The organism is Mixta intestinalis, from assembly GCF_009914055.1.
GTDB lineage: Bacteria > Pseudomonadota > Gammaproteobacteria > Enterobacterales > Enterobacteriaceae > Mixta > Mixta intestinalis.
Window position 1 is genome coordinate 1,180,810 of record NZ_CP028271.1, and the last position, 15,200, is coordinate 1,196,009.

General features: G+C 55.1%; 14 protein-coding genes. 4 read left to right on the top strand and 10 right to left on the bottom strand.

The features are described 5' to 3' along the window. Positions 1-52: 52 nt before the first annotated feature. Positions 53-880 carry an ammonia-dependent NAD(+) synthetase gene (gene nadE / locus C7M51_RS05600; RefSeq protein WP_160620878.1) on the bottom strand — a complete coding sequence of 276 codons (828 nt, stop codon included), beginning with the start codon at positions 878-880 and terminating at the stop codon, positions 53-55. A 122-nt stretch (positions 881-1,002) separates the two neighbouring features. Further along, complete coding sequence (locus C7M51_RS05605) at positions 1,003-2,193, bottom strand: multidrug effflux MFS transporter (RefSeq protein ID WP_160620879.1); 1,191 nt, start codon at positions 2,191-2,193, stop codon at positions 1,003-1,005. Between the two features lie 279 nt (positions 2,194-2,472). On the opposite strand from C7M51_RS05605, the gene osmE reads away from it, so the two are divergent. Next, positions 2,473-2,808, top strand: a complete 336-nt coding sequence (osmE, locus tag C7M51_RS05610) for an osmotically-inducible lipoprotein OsmE (protein ID WP_141174301.1) — start codon at positions 2,473-2,475, stop codon at positions 2,806-2,808. Between the two features lie 234 nt (positions 2,809-3,042). Here the strand turns inward: osmE and katE are convergent, their stop codons facing one another. The 6 genes from katE to hxpB form a co-directional block, all read right to left on the bottom strand. Continuing rightward, positions 3,043-5,307, bottom strand: a complete 2,265-nt coding sequence (gene katE / locus C7M51_RS05615) for a catalase HPII (RefSeq protein WP_160620880.1) — start codon at positions 5,305-5,307, stop codon at positions 3,043-3,045. Between the two features lie 166 nt (positions 5,308-5,473). Beyond that, positions 5,474-6,865 carry an L-cystine transporter gene (locus C7M51_RS05620; protein ID WP_160620881.1) on the bottom strand — a complete coding sequence of 464 codons (1,392 nt, stop codon included), beginning with the start codon at positions 6,863-6,865 and terminating at the stop codon, positions 5,474-5,476. A gap of 174 nt (positions 6,866-7,039) precedes the next feature. Beyond that, positions 7,040-7,627: a metal-dependent hydrolase gene (locus C7M51_RS05625; RefSeq protein WP_160620882.1), complete on the bottom strand. Its 588-nt coding sequence runs from the start codon at positions 7,625-7,627 to the stop codon at positions 7,040-7,042. A gap of 123 nt (positions 7,628-7,750) precedes the next feature. After that, positions 7,751-8,512: a 2-dehydro-3-deoxy-D-gluconate 5-dehydrogenase KduD gene (kduD, locus tag C7M51_RS05630; protein ID WP_160620883.1), complete on the bottom strand. Its 762-nt coding sequence runs from the start codon at positions 8,510-8,512 to the stop codon at positions 7,751-7,753. A gap of 30 nt (positions 8,513-8,542) precedes the next feature. Beyond that, positions 8,543-9,379, bottom strand: coding sequence for a 5-dehydro-4-deoxy-D-glucuronate isomerase (gene kduI, locus C7M51_RS05635; protein ID WP_160620884.1), 837 nt, complete (start codon positions 9,377-9,379; stop codon positions 8,543-8,545). A 251-nt stretch (positions 9,380-9,630) separates the two neighbouring features. Next, a complete protein-coding gene (hxpB, locus tag C7M51_RS05640; protein ID WP_160620885.1) occupies positions 9,631-10,302 on the bottom strand; it encodes a hexitol phosphatase HxpB in 672 nt (223 codons plus the stop codon). Between the two features lie 160 nt (positions 10,303-10,462). Between hxpB and C7M51_RS05645 the strand changes: the two genes are divergently transcribed. Then, entirely contained in the window at positions 10,463-10,999 is a 537-nt protein-coding gene (locus C7M51_RS05645) for a YniB family protein (protein WP_160620886.1), read from the top strand. Positions 11,000-11,020: 21 nt separating this feature from the next. Here the strand turns inward: C7M51_RS05645 and C7M51_RS05650 are convergent, their stop codons facing one another. After that, positions 11,021-11,905: a fructosamine kinase family protein gene (locus C7M51_RS05650; RefSeq protein ID WP_160620887.1), complete on the bottom strand. Its 885-nt coding sequence runs from the start codon at positions 11,903-11,905 to the stop codon at positions 11,021-11,023. Between the two features lie 392 nt (positions 11,906-12,297). Between C7M51_RS05650 and C7M51_RS05655 the strand changes: the two genes are divergently transcribed. After that, complete coding sequence (locus C7M51_RS05655; protein WP_160623581.1) at positions 12,298-13,392, top strand: ABC transporter substrate-binding protein; 1,095 nt, start codon at positions 12,298-12,300, stop codon at positions 13,390-13,392. Positions 13,393-13,661: 269 nt separating this feature from the next. Further along, complete coding sequence (locus C7M51_RS05660) at positions 13,662-14,423, top strand: DUF481 domain-containing protein (protein WP_160620888.1); 762 nt, start codon at positions 13,662-13,664, stop codon at positions 14,421-14,423. Positions 14,424-14,464: 41 nt separating this feature from the next. Here C7M51_RS05660 and C7M51_RS05665 read toward each other — a convergent pair whose 3' ends face one another. Next, complete coding sequence (locus C7M51_RS05665; RefSeq protein ID WP_160620889.1) at positions 14,465-15,181, bottom strand: DUF554 domain-containing protein; 717 nt, start codon at positions 15,179-15,181, stop codon at positions 14,465-14,467. Between the last annotated feature and the right edge of the window lie 19 nt (positions 15,182-15,200).

Below are 15,200 nucleotides of genomic sequence, written 5' to 3' on the forward strand. Positions count from 1 at the left end.
ATAGCGCCGGGGTATAAATAAAAAGCGGGCCAGCAGCCCGCTCATCGAAAGATTATTTCTTCCAGTAATCGTCAAAAACGGTAACCGGCAGGCGGCGCTTGTGCTCGGTCTTTTGATACCAGCTTTCAATCGTTTTCGCTGCGGATTCCTCGATCTGCTGGCCTTCCAGATACGCATCAATTTGACCATAGGTCACGCCCAGCGCCACTTCATCCTGTAGACCGGGACGATCGTCTTCCAGATCGGCGGTAGGGTGTTTCAGGTAGAGGTGCTGTGGACAGCCGAGCGCTTTCAGCAACATTTTGCCCTGGCCTTTGTTCAGGCGGTGGATCGGGTTAATGTCGGTGCCGCCGTCGCCATATTTGGTATAGAAGCCGGTCACCGCTTCCGCCGCGTGGTCGGTGCCTACCACCAGGCCTTTGGTCATTCCGGCGATGCTGTACTGCGCCTTCATGCGCTCGCGCGCTTTTTCGTTGCCGCGCACAAAGTCGGAAAGCTCAATGCCCGCCGCCTTCAGCGCCCGCTCGCTGGCCTGCACCGCCTCTTTGATATTGACTACCAGCACGCGGTCGGGCTGAATAAAATCGAGCGCGTCCTGGCAATCTTTCTCATCCGCCTGCACGCCGTAGGGCAGACGCACGGCGATAAACTGATATTCACTATCGCCGGTTTCTTCGCGCAGCTCGCTCATCGCAATCTGACACAGCTTCCCGCACAGGGTCGAGTCCTGGCCGCCGCTGATGCCGAGCACCAGGGTTTTTATAAAGGGATAGGTTTTCAGATAGGATTTCAGAAACTCAACGCTGGTGCGGATCTCTTCCTGAGCATCAATCGTGGGTTTTACCCCCAGCGCCGCAATTATTTCCTGCTGCAATGACATAAACCTCTCCTCAAATCAGTGGCCTGATAGCGCGTTACGCATGTCTGTTTAGTTAAAACTAACGTGCATCCGACAAAACAACAAGCCGGTATGCGCCCGATCTTATGTCAGGCGCTGCGAAATCAGACGGTTTGCGGTTTTTTTGTCAGCAGGACAAACATCACTATCGCCAGCAGGTAGCAGCCGAAAATCGTCAATGTCATGGTCAGCACAGATGTACCGCCCAGGCCGGAGATGGGTACGCTGATGGCACCGAGGGTGAACATGGTGACGCCCAGCACTGCCGAGGCGCTGCCCGCGCGCTTGCCCTGGCTCTGCATCGCCAGCGACCCGGCGGTGACGGCGATCACGCCATTACTGGCAACGGTAAAGAAGAGGGCGATCAGCATCAGCGACAGCGCCGCGCCGGAGAAGCCAGCCAGCAGCAGCGTGCCAGCGGAGATAAACGCCAGCGCCAGCCCGCCTTTCAGCACGCGATATTCTCCCCACAGCGGACAAAGGCGTGCGCTGGCCTGCGAAGCGATAATCAGTCCCAGCCCGTTAACCGCAAAACAGAAGCTAAACGCCTGCGGCGACAGGCCATAAATTTCCTGTAGCACGAAAGGTGAGGCGCCAATGTAGGCGAACATACCCGCCATCATAAAAGCCTGCGTCAGGCAGAAGCCCATAAAGGGGCGATGAGTGACTACCTGGCCCAGCGCCGTCCAGGCAGAGAGGACAGAGCCCTGACTGCGCCGCTCCATCGGCAGCGTTTCCGGGAGTTTAAAGCGCGTCATAACCAGCAGCAGCAGGGCGATCAGCGCCAGCACCATAAACAGCCCGCGCCAGTCGAGGAAAGACAGCAGCGCGCCGCCCATCACCGGGGCAACGATCGGAGCCAGGCCGTTGACCAGCATCAGCATGGCGAAAAAGCGGGTTAGATCGTGACCGTTGTACATATCACGCGCAATGGCGCGCGACAGTACCGCGCCGCCCGCGCCGGCCAGCCCTTCAAACAGGCGTGCCATCAACAGCTGGTTGATATTCTGCGCCAGCGCGCAGCCGACAGAGGCGATAAACAGTAATATCAGCGACAGTGCCAGCGGACGCATGCGGCCCATTTTGTCGCTGAGCGGGCCAAAAATAAGCTGTCCGGCACCCAGTCCGAGCAGGCCCGCGGTCAGGCTCAGCTGTGCGGTAGCCGTTGGCGTCTGTAAATCCGCCGCCAGCTCAGGTAAGGCTGGCAGGTAAAAATCGATGCACAGCGGCCCCAGTGCTGCCAGTAAACCCAGGCTAATGGCATAACCGATACGGTTATGGTGAGTTGAGTTCATTTTCCTTGTCTCTCCCTGTCAGGAATCATTATCGATAGTGAATAACGCCGCGAATTTTTTCAAATTTGTGTTAATACCTGCGGGCGCAGGGGCGGATTATAAGAGGATGTGCAGTCTCACCCTACGCTTTTTGGTCACCCTTTACCTGAAAAACGTGCGCTCTGCTGGCGAAGCCGCAGCGCAACGGCGAAAAAAGCAGAAAAGCCAGCCATAAATTTGATAAATCAGCATTTATGTTCCACGCTTAGCTGACATGGACAATAAATGAGGAACAACAAAATGAAGAAATTCACAGGATTCATTGGTGCTGCTGTGGCTCTGGCCGTGTTATCCGGCTGTAGCGCTTACGATCGTGCTGAAAGCTACGTGACTCAGCCGGTTGTTAAGGATGTGAAGAAAGGAATGACCCGCGAACAGGTTCGTCAGATTGCGGGTCCGGCCTCAACGGAAATCACCATGGTTCACGCACGCGGCACCTGCCAGACCTATGTGCTGGGCGAGCGTGATGGTAAACCGCAAACCTATTTTGTCAGCTACAGCGATACCGGTCGCGTAATGAACTACGGCTTCCAGAGCTGTAAAGAGTACGATACCGATCCGCAGGCTAACCAGTAATCGCTACAGCGATAATGGTGTAGGGGCAGCCTGAAAGCAGGCTGCCCTCTGTTATCGCCGCTGTATAACCGCCCGCCGCTGCTTTTCCTTACCATCACGCCGCTCTGTGTCTGATAATTAGCTACGTTTTCTGAAAATCATTGCCTGAAGGCCAGGCGCCTTTGCTTAACGGCAAAAAAAAGCCCCACACCTGGCGATGCGGGGCGTCATTTACGCCATAGGCAAGATGCGCGATCAGGCCGGTACGCTAAGCGCTTTCTGGCTGCGTGACCAGATACGATGTGCGCCGAGGAAAGAGATAAACTCGCTCATCAGCACGCCTTCTGCTTTCACATCTTCCACCAGACCTTCTTCCGGCTCATCATCGCCAAGCCCGAACTGCGCTTTAAAACGACGCGCCTCGCCGCTCAGGGCAATCACCTTAAGGTGCTTATAGGCCTCCAGCAGATAGTAGCGGGCGTCGCCGCTCAGCAGCAGGGCATCAATGTTGCCGTCCGGGACGATAACCGCATCCACCGTCACTGACGGCAGACCGCTAAAGGTGCCATCAATCGGCAGCGTCGAGCCGTCGTCAGCGCGCACCTGGCCCATATGCGCCGCCAGCAGTTTGGCATGCACGCCGTGCGTTTTCAGCTCCTGTAAAATTGCCAGCACGTCGGCAGCCTTTACGCCATCGCTTAACAGCAGCGCCACCTGACGGCCTTTAATATTGCCGCTGGAGACCGCGTAGAGACTGAGGCTGGTATCTTTACGCAGGCCGTTAACATCTTTCGGCGGCGCGGTGTGTAGCTTCTCATCCGACAGTGCGATACCCAGATTCTGCGCCACGCCGTGCGCCAGTGAGACGTCGATATGCAGCAGATGATCGATCACGCGTTCGCGAATATAGGCGCGTGCCACTTTGCTCAGTTCAAAAGAGAAGGCCTCAATAATATGCTGCTGCTCTACCGGCGTCTGGCTTAGCCAGAAGAGGCGCGGCTGCGAATAGTATTCGCCGAACGAAGGGCTGCGCTCGCGCACCTTGTGGCCTTCGATACGCTCCTGATAGCTTTCGAAACCGCCGCGACGCGGCTGCGGCGGCGTTTCACGCGGCCAGTTATCGTTAATGGAGTTCGGCTCATAGTTGGCCGGATTGGTATCGATATCCATACGGTGCATGCCCTGACGCTGATAGTTGTGGTAAGGGCAGACGGGGCGGTTAATGGGAATCTCGTGGAAATTAGGGCCGCCGAGACGGCTGATTTGCGTATCGGTGTAGGAGAAGAGGCGTCCCTGCAACAGCGGATCGTTGGTAAAATCGAGTCCCGGCACGATATGACCCGGATGGAAGGCGACCTGCTCGGTTTCAGCGAAGAAGTTATCCGGGTTGCGGTTGAGCACCATTTTGCCGATCAGCTCCACCGGTACCAGCTCTTCCGGAATTAGCTTGGTGGCATCCAGCAGATCGAAATCGAATTTAAACTCATCCTCTTCCGGGATTAGCTGTACGCCAAGCTCATACTCCGGGAAATCACCGGCTTCAATTGCTTCCCAGAGATCGCGACGATGGAAATCAGGATCGCGCCCGGTCAACTTTTGCGCCTCATCCCACAGCAGTGAGGCTTTGCCCGCCACCGGTTTCCAGTGGAAGCGCACAAAGGTTGCCTTGCCTTCGGCGTTAATCATCCGGAAGGTATGAATACCAAAGCCTTCCATGGTGCGATAGCTGCGCGGAATGCCGCGATCGGACATCGCCCACATGACGTTATGCAGCGTTTCCGGCTGGAGCGAGACGTAATCCCAGAAGGTGTCGTGGGCGCTCTGGCCTTGTGGAATTTCGTTATGCGGTTCCGGTTTTACCGCATGAACGAAATCGGGAAATTTATGGGCGTCCTGAATAAAGAACACCGGGGTATTATTACCGACCAGGTCGAAAACGCCTTCCTCGGTATAAAATTTAGTGGCGAAGCCGCGAATATCACGCACGGTATCCGCCGACCCTGCGCCGCCCTGTACCGTGGAAAAGCGTACAAATACCGGCGTCACCCGATTGGGATCGCTTAGAAAATCGGCTTTGGTCACCTCGCTCATGGCGCGGTAGGGCTGGAAATAGCCGTGCGCCGCCGAACCGCGGGCATGAACGATACGTTCCGGGATGCGCTCATGGTCAAAATGCGTGATCTTTTCACGCATAATAAAGTCTTCCAGCAGCGTTGGGCCACGCGTGCCCGCTTTCAGGGAGTTCTGATCGTTGGCGATGCGAGTTCCCTGATTGGTGGTGAGCGGGAAATTTTCGCCGCCTTTACGGTGGGCGTCCAGCTGATCGAGCTTGGCGTTACGCGTAGCGGGTGATTTCAGGCTGCCGGGGGCGGTTGGCTGTTTGCCGGGCGGAGTAGGTTCGGCTGAAGGCTTATGTGAACCATCCTCTGGCGCCAGTGAATCAAGGCCGGGCTTAGCGGATTCAGGACCAGTAGCCGGTGCGCTGTGGCTCAGTTCCTTATTATCGGTTTCTTTCGACATTGGCATCGCTCCTGTTGATGTCGTGCAAGACTCCATTAACTATAGAACAGCACCATAGGTACGCCTGGATTTTCCGGGGATTTGTGTTATAGCGCACGGGCGGGGCGGTGCGCGTCTGAAAAGATAGCGGCAATAAAAAAGGGCCGGATATCCGGCCCTTAGTCTGTCAGCGGTGCGCCAGTTCTTGGTGCTCATCGCTGTTGAACAACCGCTTATCGGTCTGCCTCATCCAGTGGCTGGTGAGCGTACCGGCGGTCATGGAGCCGTTGACGTTCAGCGCGGTACGGCCCATATCGATCAGCGGTTCGATGGAGATCAGCAGCGCTACCAGCGTCACCGGCAGCCCCATCGCTGGCAGTACGATCAGCGCCGCGAAGGTGGCACCGCCGCCAACGCCTGCAACCCCGGCGGAGCTGAGGGTAACGATACCCACCAGCGTGGCGATCCAGACCGGATCGAGCGGGTTGATGCCCATCGTCGGTGCCACCATCACTGCCAGCATGGTCGGATAAAGTCCGGCACAGCCGTTCTGACCGATAGTCGCACCAAATGAGGCGGAGAAACTGGCGATCGATTCCGGTACGCCCAGACGCTGGGTTTGCGCCTCCACATTAAGCGGAATGCTGGCCGCGCTGGAGCGGCTGGTGAAGGCGAAGGTAATTACCGGCCAGACCTTGCGGAAAAAGCGCATCGGGTTGATGCCGTTTACCGACAGCAGCAGCGCATGCACCGCAAACATAATCGCCAGGCCAAGATAGGAGGCAACCACAAAGCTGCCGAGTTTGATGATATCCTGCAAATTAGAACCGGCCACGACTTTGGTCATCAGCGCCAGTACGCCGTACGGCGTCAGCTTCATGATCAGGCGCACCAGCTTCATTACCCACAGCTGTAAAACCTCAATCGCTTTCAGCGCACGCTCGCCTTTTTCCCGATCGTCTTTCAGCAGTTGCAGCGCCGCCACACCGAGGAAGGCAGCAAAAATTACCACGCTAATGATCGAAGTAGGGTTAGCGCCGGCCAGATCGGCAAACGGGTTTTTCGGAATAAACGACAGCAGCATTTGCGGCGCGCTGAGATCGGCAACTTTACCCGCGTAGTTGGACTGAATGGCGGAGAGACGAGCGGTTTCCTGCGCGCCCTGTACCAGACCTTCTGCGCTAAGACCAAACAGCGAGGTAACGAAAACGCCCACCAGTGCAGAAATAGCGGTAGTAAACAGCAGGACGCCGATAGTTAATACGCTGATTTTTCCCAGTGAGGAGGCGTTATGCAAACGCGCCACGGCGCTGAGGATTGAGGCGAAAACCAGCGGCATAACGATCATTTGCAGCAGCTGCACATAGCCGTTGCCGACCACGTTAAACCAGGCGATAGACGCTTTCAGCACCGGCGCGCTGTCGCCATAGATCAGCTGTAAGGCCAGGCCGAACAGTACGCCCATCACCAGGCCTGCCAGCACCTTTTTCGACAGACTCCAGCCGTTGCGTCCCAGACGGGATAGCACGATCAGCAGTACGATAAACACCAGGATATTGAGAATAAGCGGGACAGTCATCCTGTTTCTCCATGAGTTTGCCTCACCGCCGGGATTGCCGAGGCGGTGAAGCAGGGCGAAATTAATTTCTGACGCCGATATGGCGCGGTTGGCCGCATGGTAACAGCTTGGCCAAAAGGGGGATTAGATCCGAATGGAATTGTTTATAACTTTTTTGATTAATTAGTATAAAAATCAGTCATATCGCAGGTTAATTAAGCGGTTTATGCCAAACTGAACGTTATTCATAAGTTTGGTGGGCCAGCCGTCTGCGCCAAAATGCGGCATACCCGGTGGGAACCAGAGTGCGCCGATCACCAGCGCCAGGCAAAAGATGCGCTCCAGCTGGTTGCCGGAGCGGGTATTCAGCAGCGGTAAGCGGAAACGCCAGCGGCAGGGCCAAAGCAGCGGCACGCCAGCGGGCGTCAGCATATCCGCCGCGATATGGCTGAGATAGCCCAGTACCATGCCGTGCAGGGCATCAGCAGGCACTGGCCAGGTTTGGGGCAGATTAAACTGTAACAGCGCCACACCGCCCAGCACTGCCAGCAGGCTGTGGGTAAAACCGCGATGGCCAAATGCCCGCGCTACAGGCTGCGATATCCAGCGAAAGCGCTGACCGAGCGTGGAACGAGGATGATCGATATCGGGCAGGAGGCAGGTGAGCAGCACCGCCGGAATAATATGCCACCAGTCACCGTTAGCCAGCTCAGGCGTTAGCTCGGCGCGCTTGGCAAAAATAGCGCTGGCAATGGCGAAAATAACGTGGCCTTCGGCCGTCATGGAAATAACCTGGAAACTAACTGTCAATGTATCCAGTATAGGGGATTTATCCAGTAGAAGGGAAGTTGTGACGTTGTAACCAGAAGTGAATGCCGGACGAGGTGAAACCCCGCCCGGTAAGGGTTAACGAGCGAGCCAGCCGCCGTCAACCGCCAGCGTATAGCCGTTTACGTAATCAGAAGCGGATGAGGCGAGGAAGACCACCGGACCCATCAGATCCTGCGGTACGCCCCAGCGTCCGGCAGGAATACGGCTCAGAATTTCCTGACTGCGATCTTCATCATTACGCAGCTGTTCAGTGTTGTTCGTTGCCATATAACCCGGCGCGATGGCGTTCACATTGATATTGTGCGCCGCCCATTCGTTCGCCATCAGACGCGTCAGGCCCATTACCGCGCTTTTTGACGCGGTATAGGACGGGACGCGAATTCCGCCCTGGAAGGAAAGCATGGAGGCGATATTAATGATCTTACCGCCGCTGCCCTGGCTGATAAACTGACGCGCTACCGCCTGCGACATAAAGAATACCGTCTTGCTGTTGACATTCATTACGTCGTCCCAGTTTTGTTCGCTGAATTCAATCGCGTCCTGGCGGCGGATAATCCCGGCGTTGTTGATCAGAATATCGATGCGACCAAAGGCGGCTACCGCTTTTTCCACCACCTGCGGAATCGCGCTGCTGTCCATTAAATCAGCATCAATATTGACGAAGCGACGGCCTGCGGCTTCAACCAGCGCAGGGGTATCACGTGCGCCGGAGCGGTTGACGCCAACCACATCGCAGCCCGCCTGCGCCAGACCGACAGCCATGCCCTGGCCCAGACCCGTGTTGCAACCGGTGATCAGCGCGACCTTGCCCTGCAGATTAAATGCATTAAGGATCATTCATTCGCTTCCTTCTTTCGACTTTCGACGTTAACGCAGCTCGCTGACTTTTACGTGGTCCATATCATCGAACACCTGGTTTTCACCCATCATGCCCCAGATGAAGGTATAGCGTTTGGTGCCAACGCCTGCATGGATTGACCAGCTCGGTGAAAGAATAGCCTGTTCGTTATGAACCAGCAGGTGACGTGTTTCCTGCGGCTGACCCATCATATGGAATACGGCGGTTTCTTCATCCATATCGAAGTAGAAGTAAACTTCCATACGGCGTTCATGCGTGTGGCAAGGCATGGTGTTCCACAGGCTGCCTTCTTCCAGCTTGGTCAGGCCCATGGTCAGCTGACAGGTAGGCAGCACGTCCGGCACGATATATTTATTGATGGTGCGGCGGTTGCTGGTGGATGCATCGCCGAGCGTGGTCGGAGAGGCGTCAGCCGGGGTGATTTTTTTGTCAGGGTAGCGCGTATGGGCCGGTGCGCTGTTGTAGTAGAACTTGGCCGGTTTGCTGGCGTCAACGCTTTTGAACACCACGGACTGCGCGCCCATACCGACATACAGCGCTTCTTCGTTGCCGATTTCCCAGGCTTTACCGTCAACCTCGATGATACCTGGGCCGCCGATATTGATTACGCCCAGCTCACGACGCTCCAGGAAGTAGCTTACGCCCAGCTGTTTACCTACTTCGCTACCGATGGTCACACTGTTGTGGACCGGCATAACGCCACCCACGATAACGCGGTCAATGTGGCTGTAGGTCATGGTGTAATTATCAGCATCAAAAATTTTTTCGATGAGGAATTCGCGTCGTAAACCCGCTGTGTCCAGCTGACGGGCATGGTCGCTGTGGATGCTCTGACGAACTTGCATGTCGATGCCTCTCTGTCGTTAAAAATATAGGGTGATAGCTCACCTGTATCGTGAGAAACATGATAGGCCTGACGGAAGATGAATTCAATAAAAATGAAATGGTGTTTTATTTATTCTGCACGCCAGATCAAGTTTGTCAGAAAATTACCTGGCTTGTCGCGGTATTAAAACAGCCCGACGCGCGAGTTAAACCGCGCCGGGCATAATCATCGCAGGCAGCAAACCCGCTGCATCAGCGAAGCGGGCCGCGCTTAATAACCTTTCAGATGCTGAGGCGTCAGCGCCAGCAGCGAGTCCAGCTTAACGTCAGCCAGCGCCCAGCGGGGATCGTCACGATACTCCGGTGCGGGCACGACCACCGAACGCATCCGGGCCGCTTTGGTGGCGATCATGCCGTTAAAAGAGTCCTCCAGCGTGACGCAGTTGAGCGGATCGACGCCGAGTCGCGCGGCGGCATCCAGATAAACCTGCGGATGAGGCTTGCTCCACGGCAGCGATTCAGCGGAAACCAGGACTTCAAAATAGTCGCGCAGGTTAAACATCGCCATTACCTTTTCCAGCATATGCAGCGGCGAGGCGGAGGCGAGGCCGACCTTCAACCCCTGCGCATGGCAAAGCTGTAGCGCCTGCTCCACGCCCGGCAGCAGCGGTTTTTTCTCCTCCACCAGGTTAATGGCGCGGGCGATAATGCGCTCGGTGACTTCCTGCTGGCTGGGGCCGTTCCACGGCAGCGTTTCATACCACATGCGTACCACCTGATCGATACGCATACCCAACGTATCGGGCAGTTCGCTGCGCCGCGAAAGATCCACGCCCAGCGTGGCAAAAACATCCAGCTCGGCCTGATCCCATAACGGTTCAGAATCGATCAGCAATCCATCCATATCAAATATTGCGGCCAGTACAGGGCGGGTATAGGTCATACGAAACTCCGGTTTGACAGTTTGTTTCACCATAGCATGAAGCAGCCAAACAGGTATGTATGTCTCGCCAGGATAATAGCCATTGCCAACGCTTTTTTTCAGGCAGATTTCCCTGACAGCAGGTAGACTTACAGCCAGACAACAGGTACAAGGAGAACCCATGACTTATCAACAGGCTGGCCGTGTTGCCATCATCAAACGCGTGGCTGGCTGGATTATTTTTATTCCGGCGCTGATTTCAACGCTGATCTCACTACTGGGATTTATGTTTCAGCACAGCGGAAAACGGCCCGGTATTGATGCCGTCCTGCTCGATTTTATGCATGTGATGATCGATATGATCCGCTTTAACACGCCGTTTCTCGGTTTTTTCTGGCGAAATTCGCCGGTGCCGAATTTCCATAGCGGCAGCAATATAGGTTTCTGGGTGATTTACATTCTGATTTTTGTCGGCCTGGCGCTACAGGCATCCGGGGCGCGGATGTGGCGGCAGTCACGTCATCTGAAAGAGGGCGTGGAGGATATGCTGATTCTGGAGCAGGCGAAAGGCGACGAAGGACGCAGCCGCCAGCAGCTCGAAGAGAAGATCGTCGTGCCGCGCCATACTCTCTTTCTGCAAATTTTTCCGCTGTATGTACTGCCGGTAATTATTGCCATTGCTGGCTATTTCGTCCTGTCGCTGCTGGGCCTGATCTGATACGAACAACGGGCCTGAAACTCAGGCCCGATGCTGCCGTAAATCATCCAGCTCCAGCAGGCGTTCCACCGCCAGCTGCGCCTCTTTCAGCCAGCCGCCGCCAAAAACGTTAGCGCGGTTCAACAGATAATAAAGCTGATAAACCGGCTGACGCTGGGCAAATCCGGCAGGCAGCGGCCATACCGACTGATAGCCCTCCAGAATTTTATCCGGCAGCGTGGGGAAATGTGACAGCATGGCTAAATCGCACTCGCGATCGCCCCAGTAGCAGGCAGGATCGTAGATCCAGGGTCCGCTGTCGCTGCCCGCACAGTTGCCCGGCCAGAGATCGCCGTGCAGTAGCGAAGGCTGCGGCTGATGGCTGGCCAGCACGCGCTGTACGCAATCGATAATCAGATCGCTGTTGCCGTAGCGAATGCCTTTCTCCTCAGCCAGCTGTAATTGCCAACCGATGCGCTGCTCGGAAAAGAAACGCGACCAGCGGCGACGCCAGCTGTTGGGCTGCGGCATGGTGGTAATGTTGTTATCAAAATCGAGGCCGAACTGCGGCTGTTCGCTCCACTGATGCAGGCGCGCCAGCTGCTCTCCTAACCGGCGGGCGTTTTGCGCATCCAGCGGCTGTGCGGGAATATATTCCAGCAGCAGAAAGCTATAATCACGATCGCTGCCGATGCCATAGACATGCGGCACCCGTACCGTCTGGCTGCGTGCCAGCAACGCCAGCTGATCCGCCTCTGCGGTAAAGGCGGGTAGCATCTCCGGGCCGTTGCTTTTTACAAATATCCATTGCCCGCCATAGCGCAGACGCCAGGCGGCGTGGATTTCGCCACCCGGTAGCTCTGTGCGCAGGCTGATTTCTGCGTTGCCTAACTGCTCACTCAACAGACGACTTATGGCTGACCACATGGGGTTATCCTCATCTTCGCTGTGTAATGATCATTGTAACGCGCAAATTTCATACAAAATCAGCGCGAGCGCACAGGCTGGAAGCGTCGTCAGGAATAATGTGGCTGCAACTGCCTGATAATCTTCACAGCGCCATTCAGGGTTAAGTCGGTAAAAAAGTAACCGTGTGGCAGGCCACAGTCGTCATGTGCAAATCCAGCCTGTTGTTCCCGAACGCATTTTTAGCTTAGTCCATGCAGGCGCAAGGGGCGAATCAGCCCTAAAACGGGTTTGCTAATGCAATTAATTATCATTACTATCTGTCTGCCAACGATATAACTTATTAATAACAGGCCCACCTGTAACAAGGAGACGATGTGCATCGCGCGATAAAATTTTCTGTTCCGGTTCTGATGCTGATGGCTTCCGCCCCGGCGGTCGCTACCCGCTATCCCGTTACGCTAACCGATTTCGACGGGCAGAGCATCACCCTGAATAAGGAGCCTGAACGCATTGTGGTACAGGATGGACGGGATATTCTCGCGCTGGCGCTGCTGGATCGCGCCAATCCTTTCCAGCGTATCGTGGCATGGAATAACCTGCTGAAAAAAAGCGACGGGCAAACCTGGCAGCTGATGCTGAGCAAATGGCCACAGGCCAGCCATATCACCGATATGGGCTTTAGCGACAAAGGGGAGGTTAACCTGGAAAGCGTTATCGCCCAGCGTCCCGATCTGATGATTGCCCAGCTGCGATCTAAGCCTTCGCTTACCGAAACCGGCGTGCTGCAAAAGCTGCGTCAGTTAAATATTCCGGTCATGTTTATCGATACCTTTGAAAACCCGGTCAGGGATGCGCCGCAAAGTATTACTCTGATGGGCAAGGCGCTAAACCGTGAGCAGGAAGCACAGCAGTACACCGACTTTTATCAGCAGCACTATCAGGCCATTCAGGAGAAGGTGCGTGACGTATCGCCAAAGCCACGCGTCTTTATTGAGGCCAAAGCGGGTCTGGCCGGACTGGAGTCCTGCTGTTTTACCCATGCGCACGTTGGCTGGGGATCGATGGTGGAAGCGGTAGGCGCTATCAACCTCGGCTCTGAACTACTGCCGGGCGCAACCGGTGATGTGGCGTTGGAAAAGGTGATCGCCATGAAGCCGGACGCGTATATTGTTTCTGGTTCACAGTGGGCGAGTAAAAATAACGCGGCGATTCCCTTTGGCTATGGCGTGACGCAGCAGCAGGTCGATAACGCGTTTAACCATATGAAACAGCGCCCCGGCTTTGCTGAGCTACAGCCCATTAAAGCCGGACGTTTTTACGGCATTTATCACAACTTTTATAATCATCCATGGAATATTGTCGGCCTCGAATATCTGGCGAAATTTATTTATCCGCAGACATTCACCCAGCTCGATCCGGCAAACAGCTGGCATCAAATTGTCACGCGTTTTACCACTATTCCGGAAGGAAAGGGCGTACTGGCAGCGCAGGCCCCGCAAAACTGATCGCGTAAGGCACGCCAACGGCGTGCTTTATATTTGCTTATTCATCAGAAAAATATTTATTTTCGTCTGCTTTTAAGTCTTTCAGTACGCCTTTATAATGCGCGCCGTTAATCAGAAGAATCCCATTCAGAGCGATTTTTATCAGTTTGTTTATCAGCGTATGGGCTTTTTAACGCCTGTTTACAATATTTATGCTAAATGGCGTTGATCGGCGCGTAAAACGCTTCAGACTCTTCTTTTTTTAAAACTGTCGTACGGATCACACAATAATGAAAGTGCTTAATAAGCTGTCTGCTGCGCTGCTGCTTTCCGCCAGCGCGTTTTGTCACCAGGCTTTAGCGGATAATAACGTTTTTACCGTCATGGACGATCCCTCTACGGCAAAAAAGCCGTTTGAAGGTAACGCGGCGGCGGGCTACCTGGCGCAAACCGGGAACACCACCAGCTCCTCGTTAACTGCCCAGACCAATATGACATGGTATCAGCCAAATACTGCCTACAGTTTATGGGGCAATGCGGCTAACACGTCATCCAACGATGAGCGCTCTTCCGAAACCTATCAGATCGGTGGACGCACCCGCTATAACATGAACGCTAATGACTATCTGTTTGGTCAGGCGAGCTGGCTCAGCGATCGCTTTAACGGCTATGATTCCCGTGATGTACTGGCGATAGGTTATGGACGCCAGGTTTTGAATGGTCCGGTGCACTTGCTGCGCGTGGAACTGGGTCCAGGCGTGCGCTATGACGATTTCCATGACGGCGGTTCTGAAACTCAGGGGCTGGGCTACGGCGCACTGAGCTACCAATGGCAGTTGACCGATACTACCAAATTTATTCAGGGCGTATCGGTGCTGAGCAGCTTTAACGATAACACTACCGTTAACTCTGAAACCGGCCTGCAGGTCGCGATCAATGCGCACTTCGCGCTGAAGCTGGCGTACAACGTCACCTGGAATAATAATCCGCCGGAGTCGGCCTCGGAACATACCGATACCAAAACGCAGATTCTGCTTTCTTACGCAATGTGAGCAGAACGGGCCGCCAGTCGCGGCCCGTTTTCTTTAGCAGGTTAACTGACCAGCGTGGCCCACAGGTAAGAGCAGGGCATCACCAGGAACAGGCCAGGCAGCATATTTACCACCGGAAACAGCCTGATGTTGCAGATGCGCAGGCCAGCCGCAATCATAATCAGGCCGCCCGCACAGGAAAAATCGCCCATCATCGCCGGCGAGATCAGCGGTAAGATGACCACCGCCAGCATCGCCAGCCCTACCTGTATCAGCACCTGTGGAACGGCGATAGCGATCACCGCATAGCCCAGCATGGTGGCAAAAACCGCAGCGGTAAACAGATCGAGCACCGTTTTAATATACAGAATGGAGGGATCGCCGGTCATTCCTTCATGCATCGCCCCAAAGATGCCGGTTCCACTGGCGCAAAACAGTACCAGAATCGCGACGAAATTTTCAGTAAAGCTCTCGGCACCGATACCTTTTACCGGCGGTAGAAAGCGGTTAACCAGGCCACGTGTCAACCCCGCAGCTTTACCGACGCCTTGTTCCAGCCAAAACAGCTCACCAATGACCGCGCCGAGTACCATGGCGATGACCACGGCGGGCATATAGTTTACTTTGACCACCAGATTGATACCGAGACCGATTGAACAGAGTCCAAAGGTCAGCGGCAGAGCCGTTTTAATGCGTTCCGGAATATGGCGACCTGCTACCGCACCGAGCAAACCGCCAATAATTATCGCAGCACCATTAACGTATGGGCCAGTGAGCATATCTTTTCCTTAGTGTTCT

Coding starts and splice junctions, on each gene's coding strand:
- nadE (WP_160620878.1), bottom strand. CDS start 880: ATGTCATTGCAGCAGGAAATAATTGCGGCGCTGGGGGTAAAACCCACG.
- C7M51_RS05605 (WP_160620879.1), bottom strand. CDS start 2,193: ATGAACTCAACTCACCATAACCGTATCGGTTATGCCATTAGCCTGGGT.
- osmE (WP_141174301.1), top strand. CDS start 2,473: ATGAAGAAATTCACAGGATTCATTGGTGCTGCTGTGGCTCTGGCCGTG.
- katE (WP_160620880.1), bottom strand. CDS start 5,307: ATGTCGAAAGAAACCGATAATAAGGAACTGAGCCACAGCGCACCGGCT.
- C7M51_RS05620 (WP_160620881.1), bottom strand. CDS start 6,865: ATGACTGTCCCGCTTATTCTCAATATCCTGGTGTTTATCGTACTGCTG.
- C7M51_RS05625 (WP_160620882.1), bottom strand. CDS start 7,627: ATGACGGCCGAAGGCCACGTTATTTTCGCCATTGCCAGCGCTATTTTT.
- kduD (WP_160620883.1), bottom strand. CDS start 8,512: ATGATCCTTAATGCATTTAATCTGCAGGGCAAGGTCGCGCTGATCACC.
- kduI (WP_160620884.1), bottom strand. CDS start 9,379: ATGCAAGTTCGTCAGAGCATCCACAGCGACCATGCCCGTCAGCTGGAC.
- hxpB (WP_160620885.1), bottom strand. CDS start 10,302: ATGACCTATACCCGCCCTGTACTGGCCGCAATATTTGATATGGATGGA.
- C7M51_RS05645 (WP_160620886.1), top strand. CDS start 10,463: ATGACTTATCAACAGGCTGGCCGTGTTGCCATCATCAAACGCGTGGCT.
- C7M51_RS05650 (WP_160620887.1), bottom strand. CDS start 11,905: ATGTGGTCAGCCATAAGTCGTCTGTTGAGTGAGCAGTTAGGCAACGCA.
- C7M51_RS05655 (WP_160623581.1), top strand. CDS start 12,298: ATGCTGATGGCTTCCGCCCCGGCGGTCGCTACCCGCTATCCCGTTACG.
- C7M51_RS05660 (WP_160620888.1), top strand. CDS start 13,662: ATGAAAGTGCTTAATAAGCTGTCTGCTGCGCTGCTGCTTTCCGCCAGC.
- C7M51_RS05665 (WP_160620889.1), bottom strand. CDS start 15,181: ATGCTCACTGGCCCATACGTTAATGGTGCTGCGATAATTATTGGCGGT.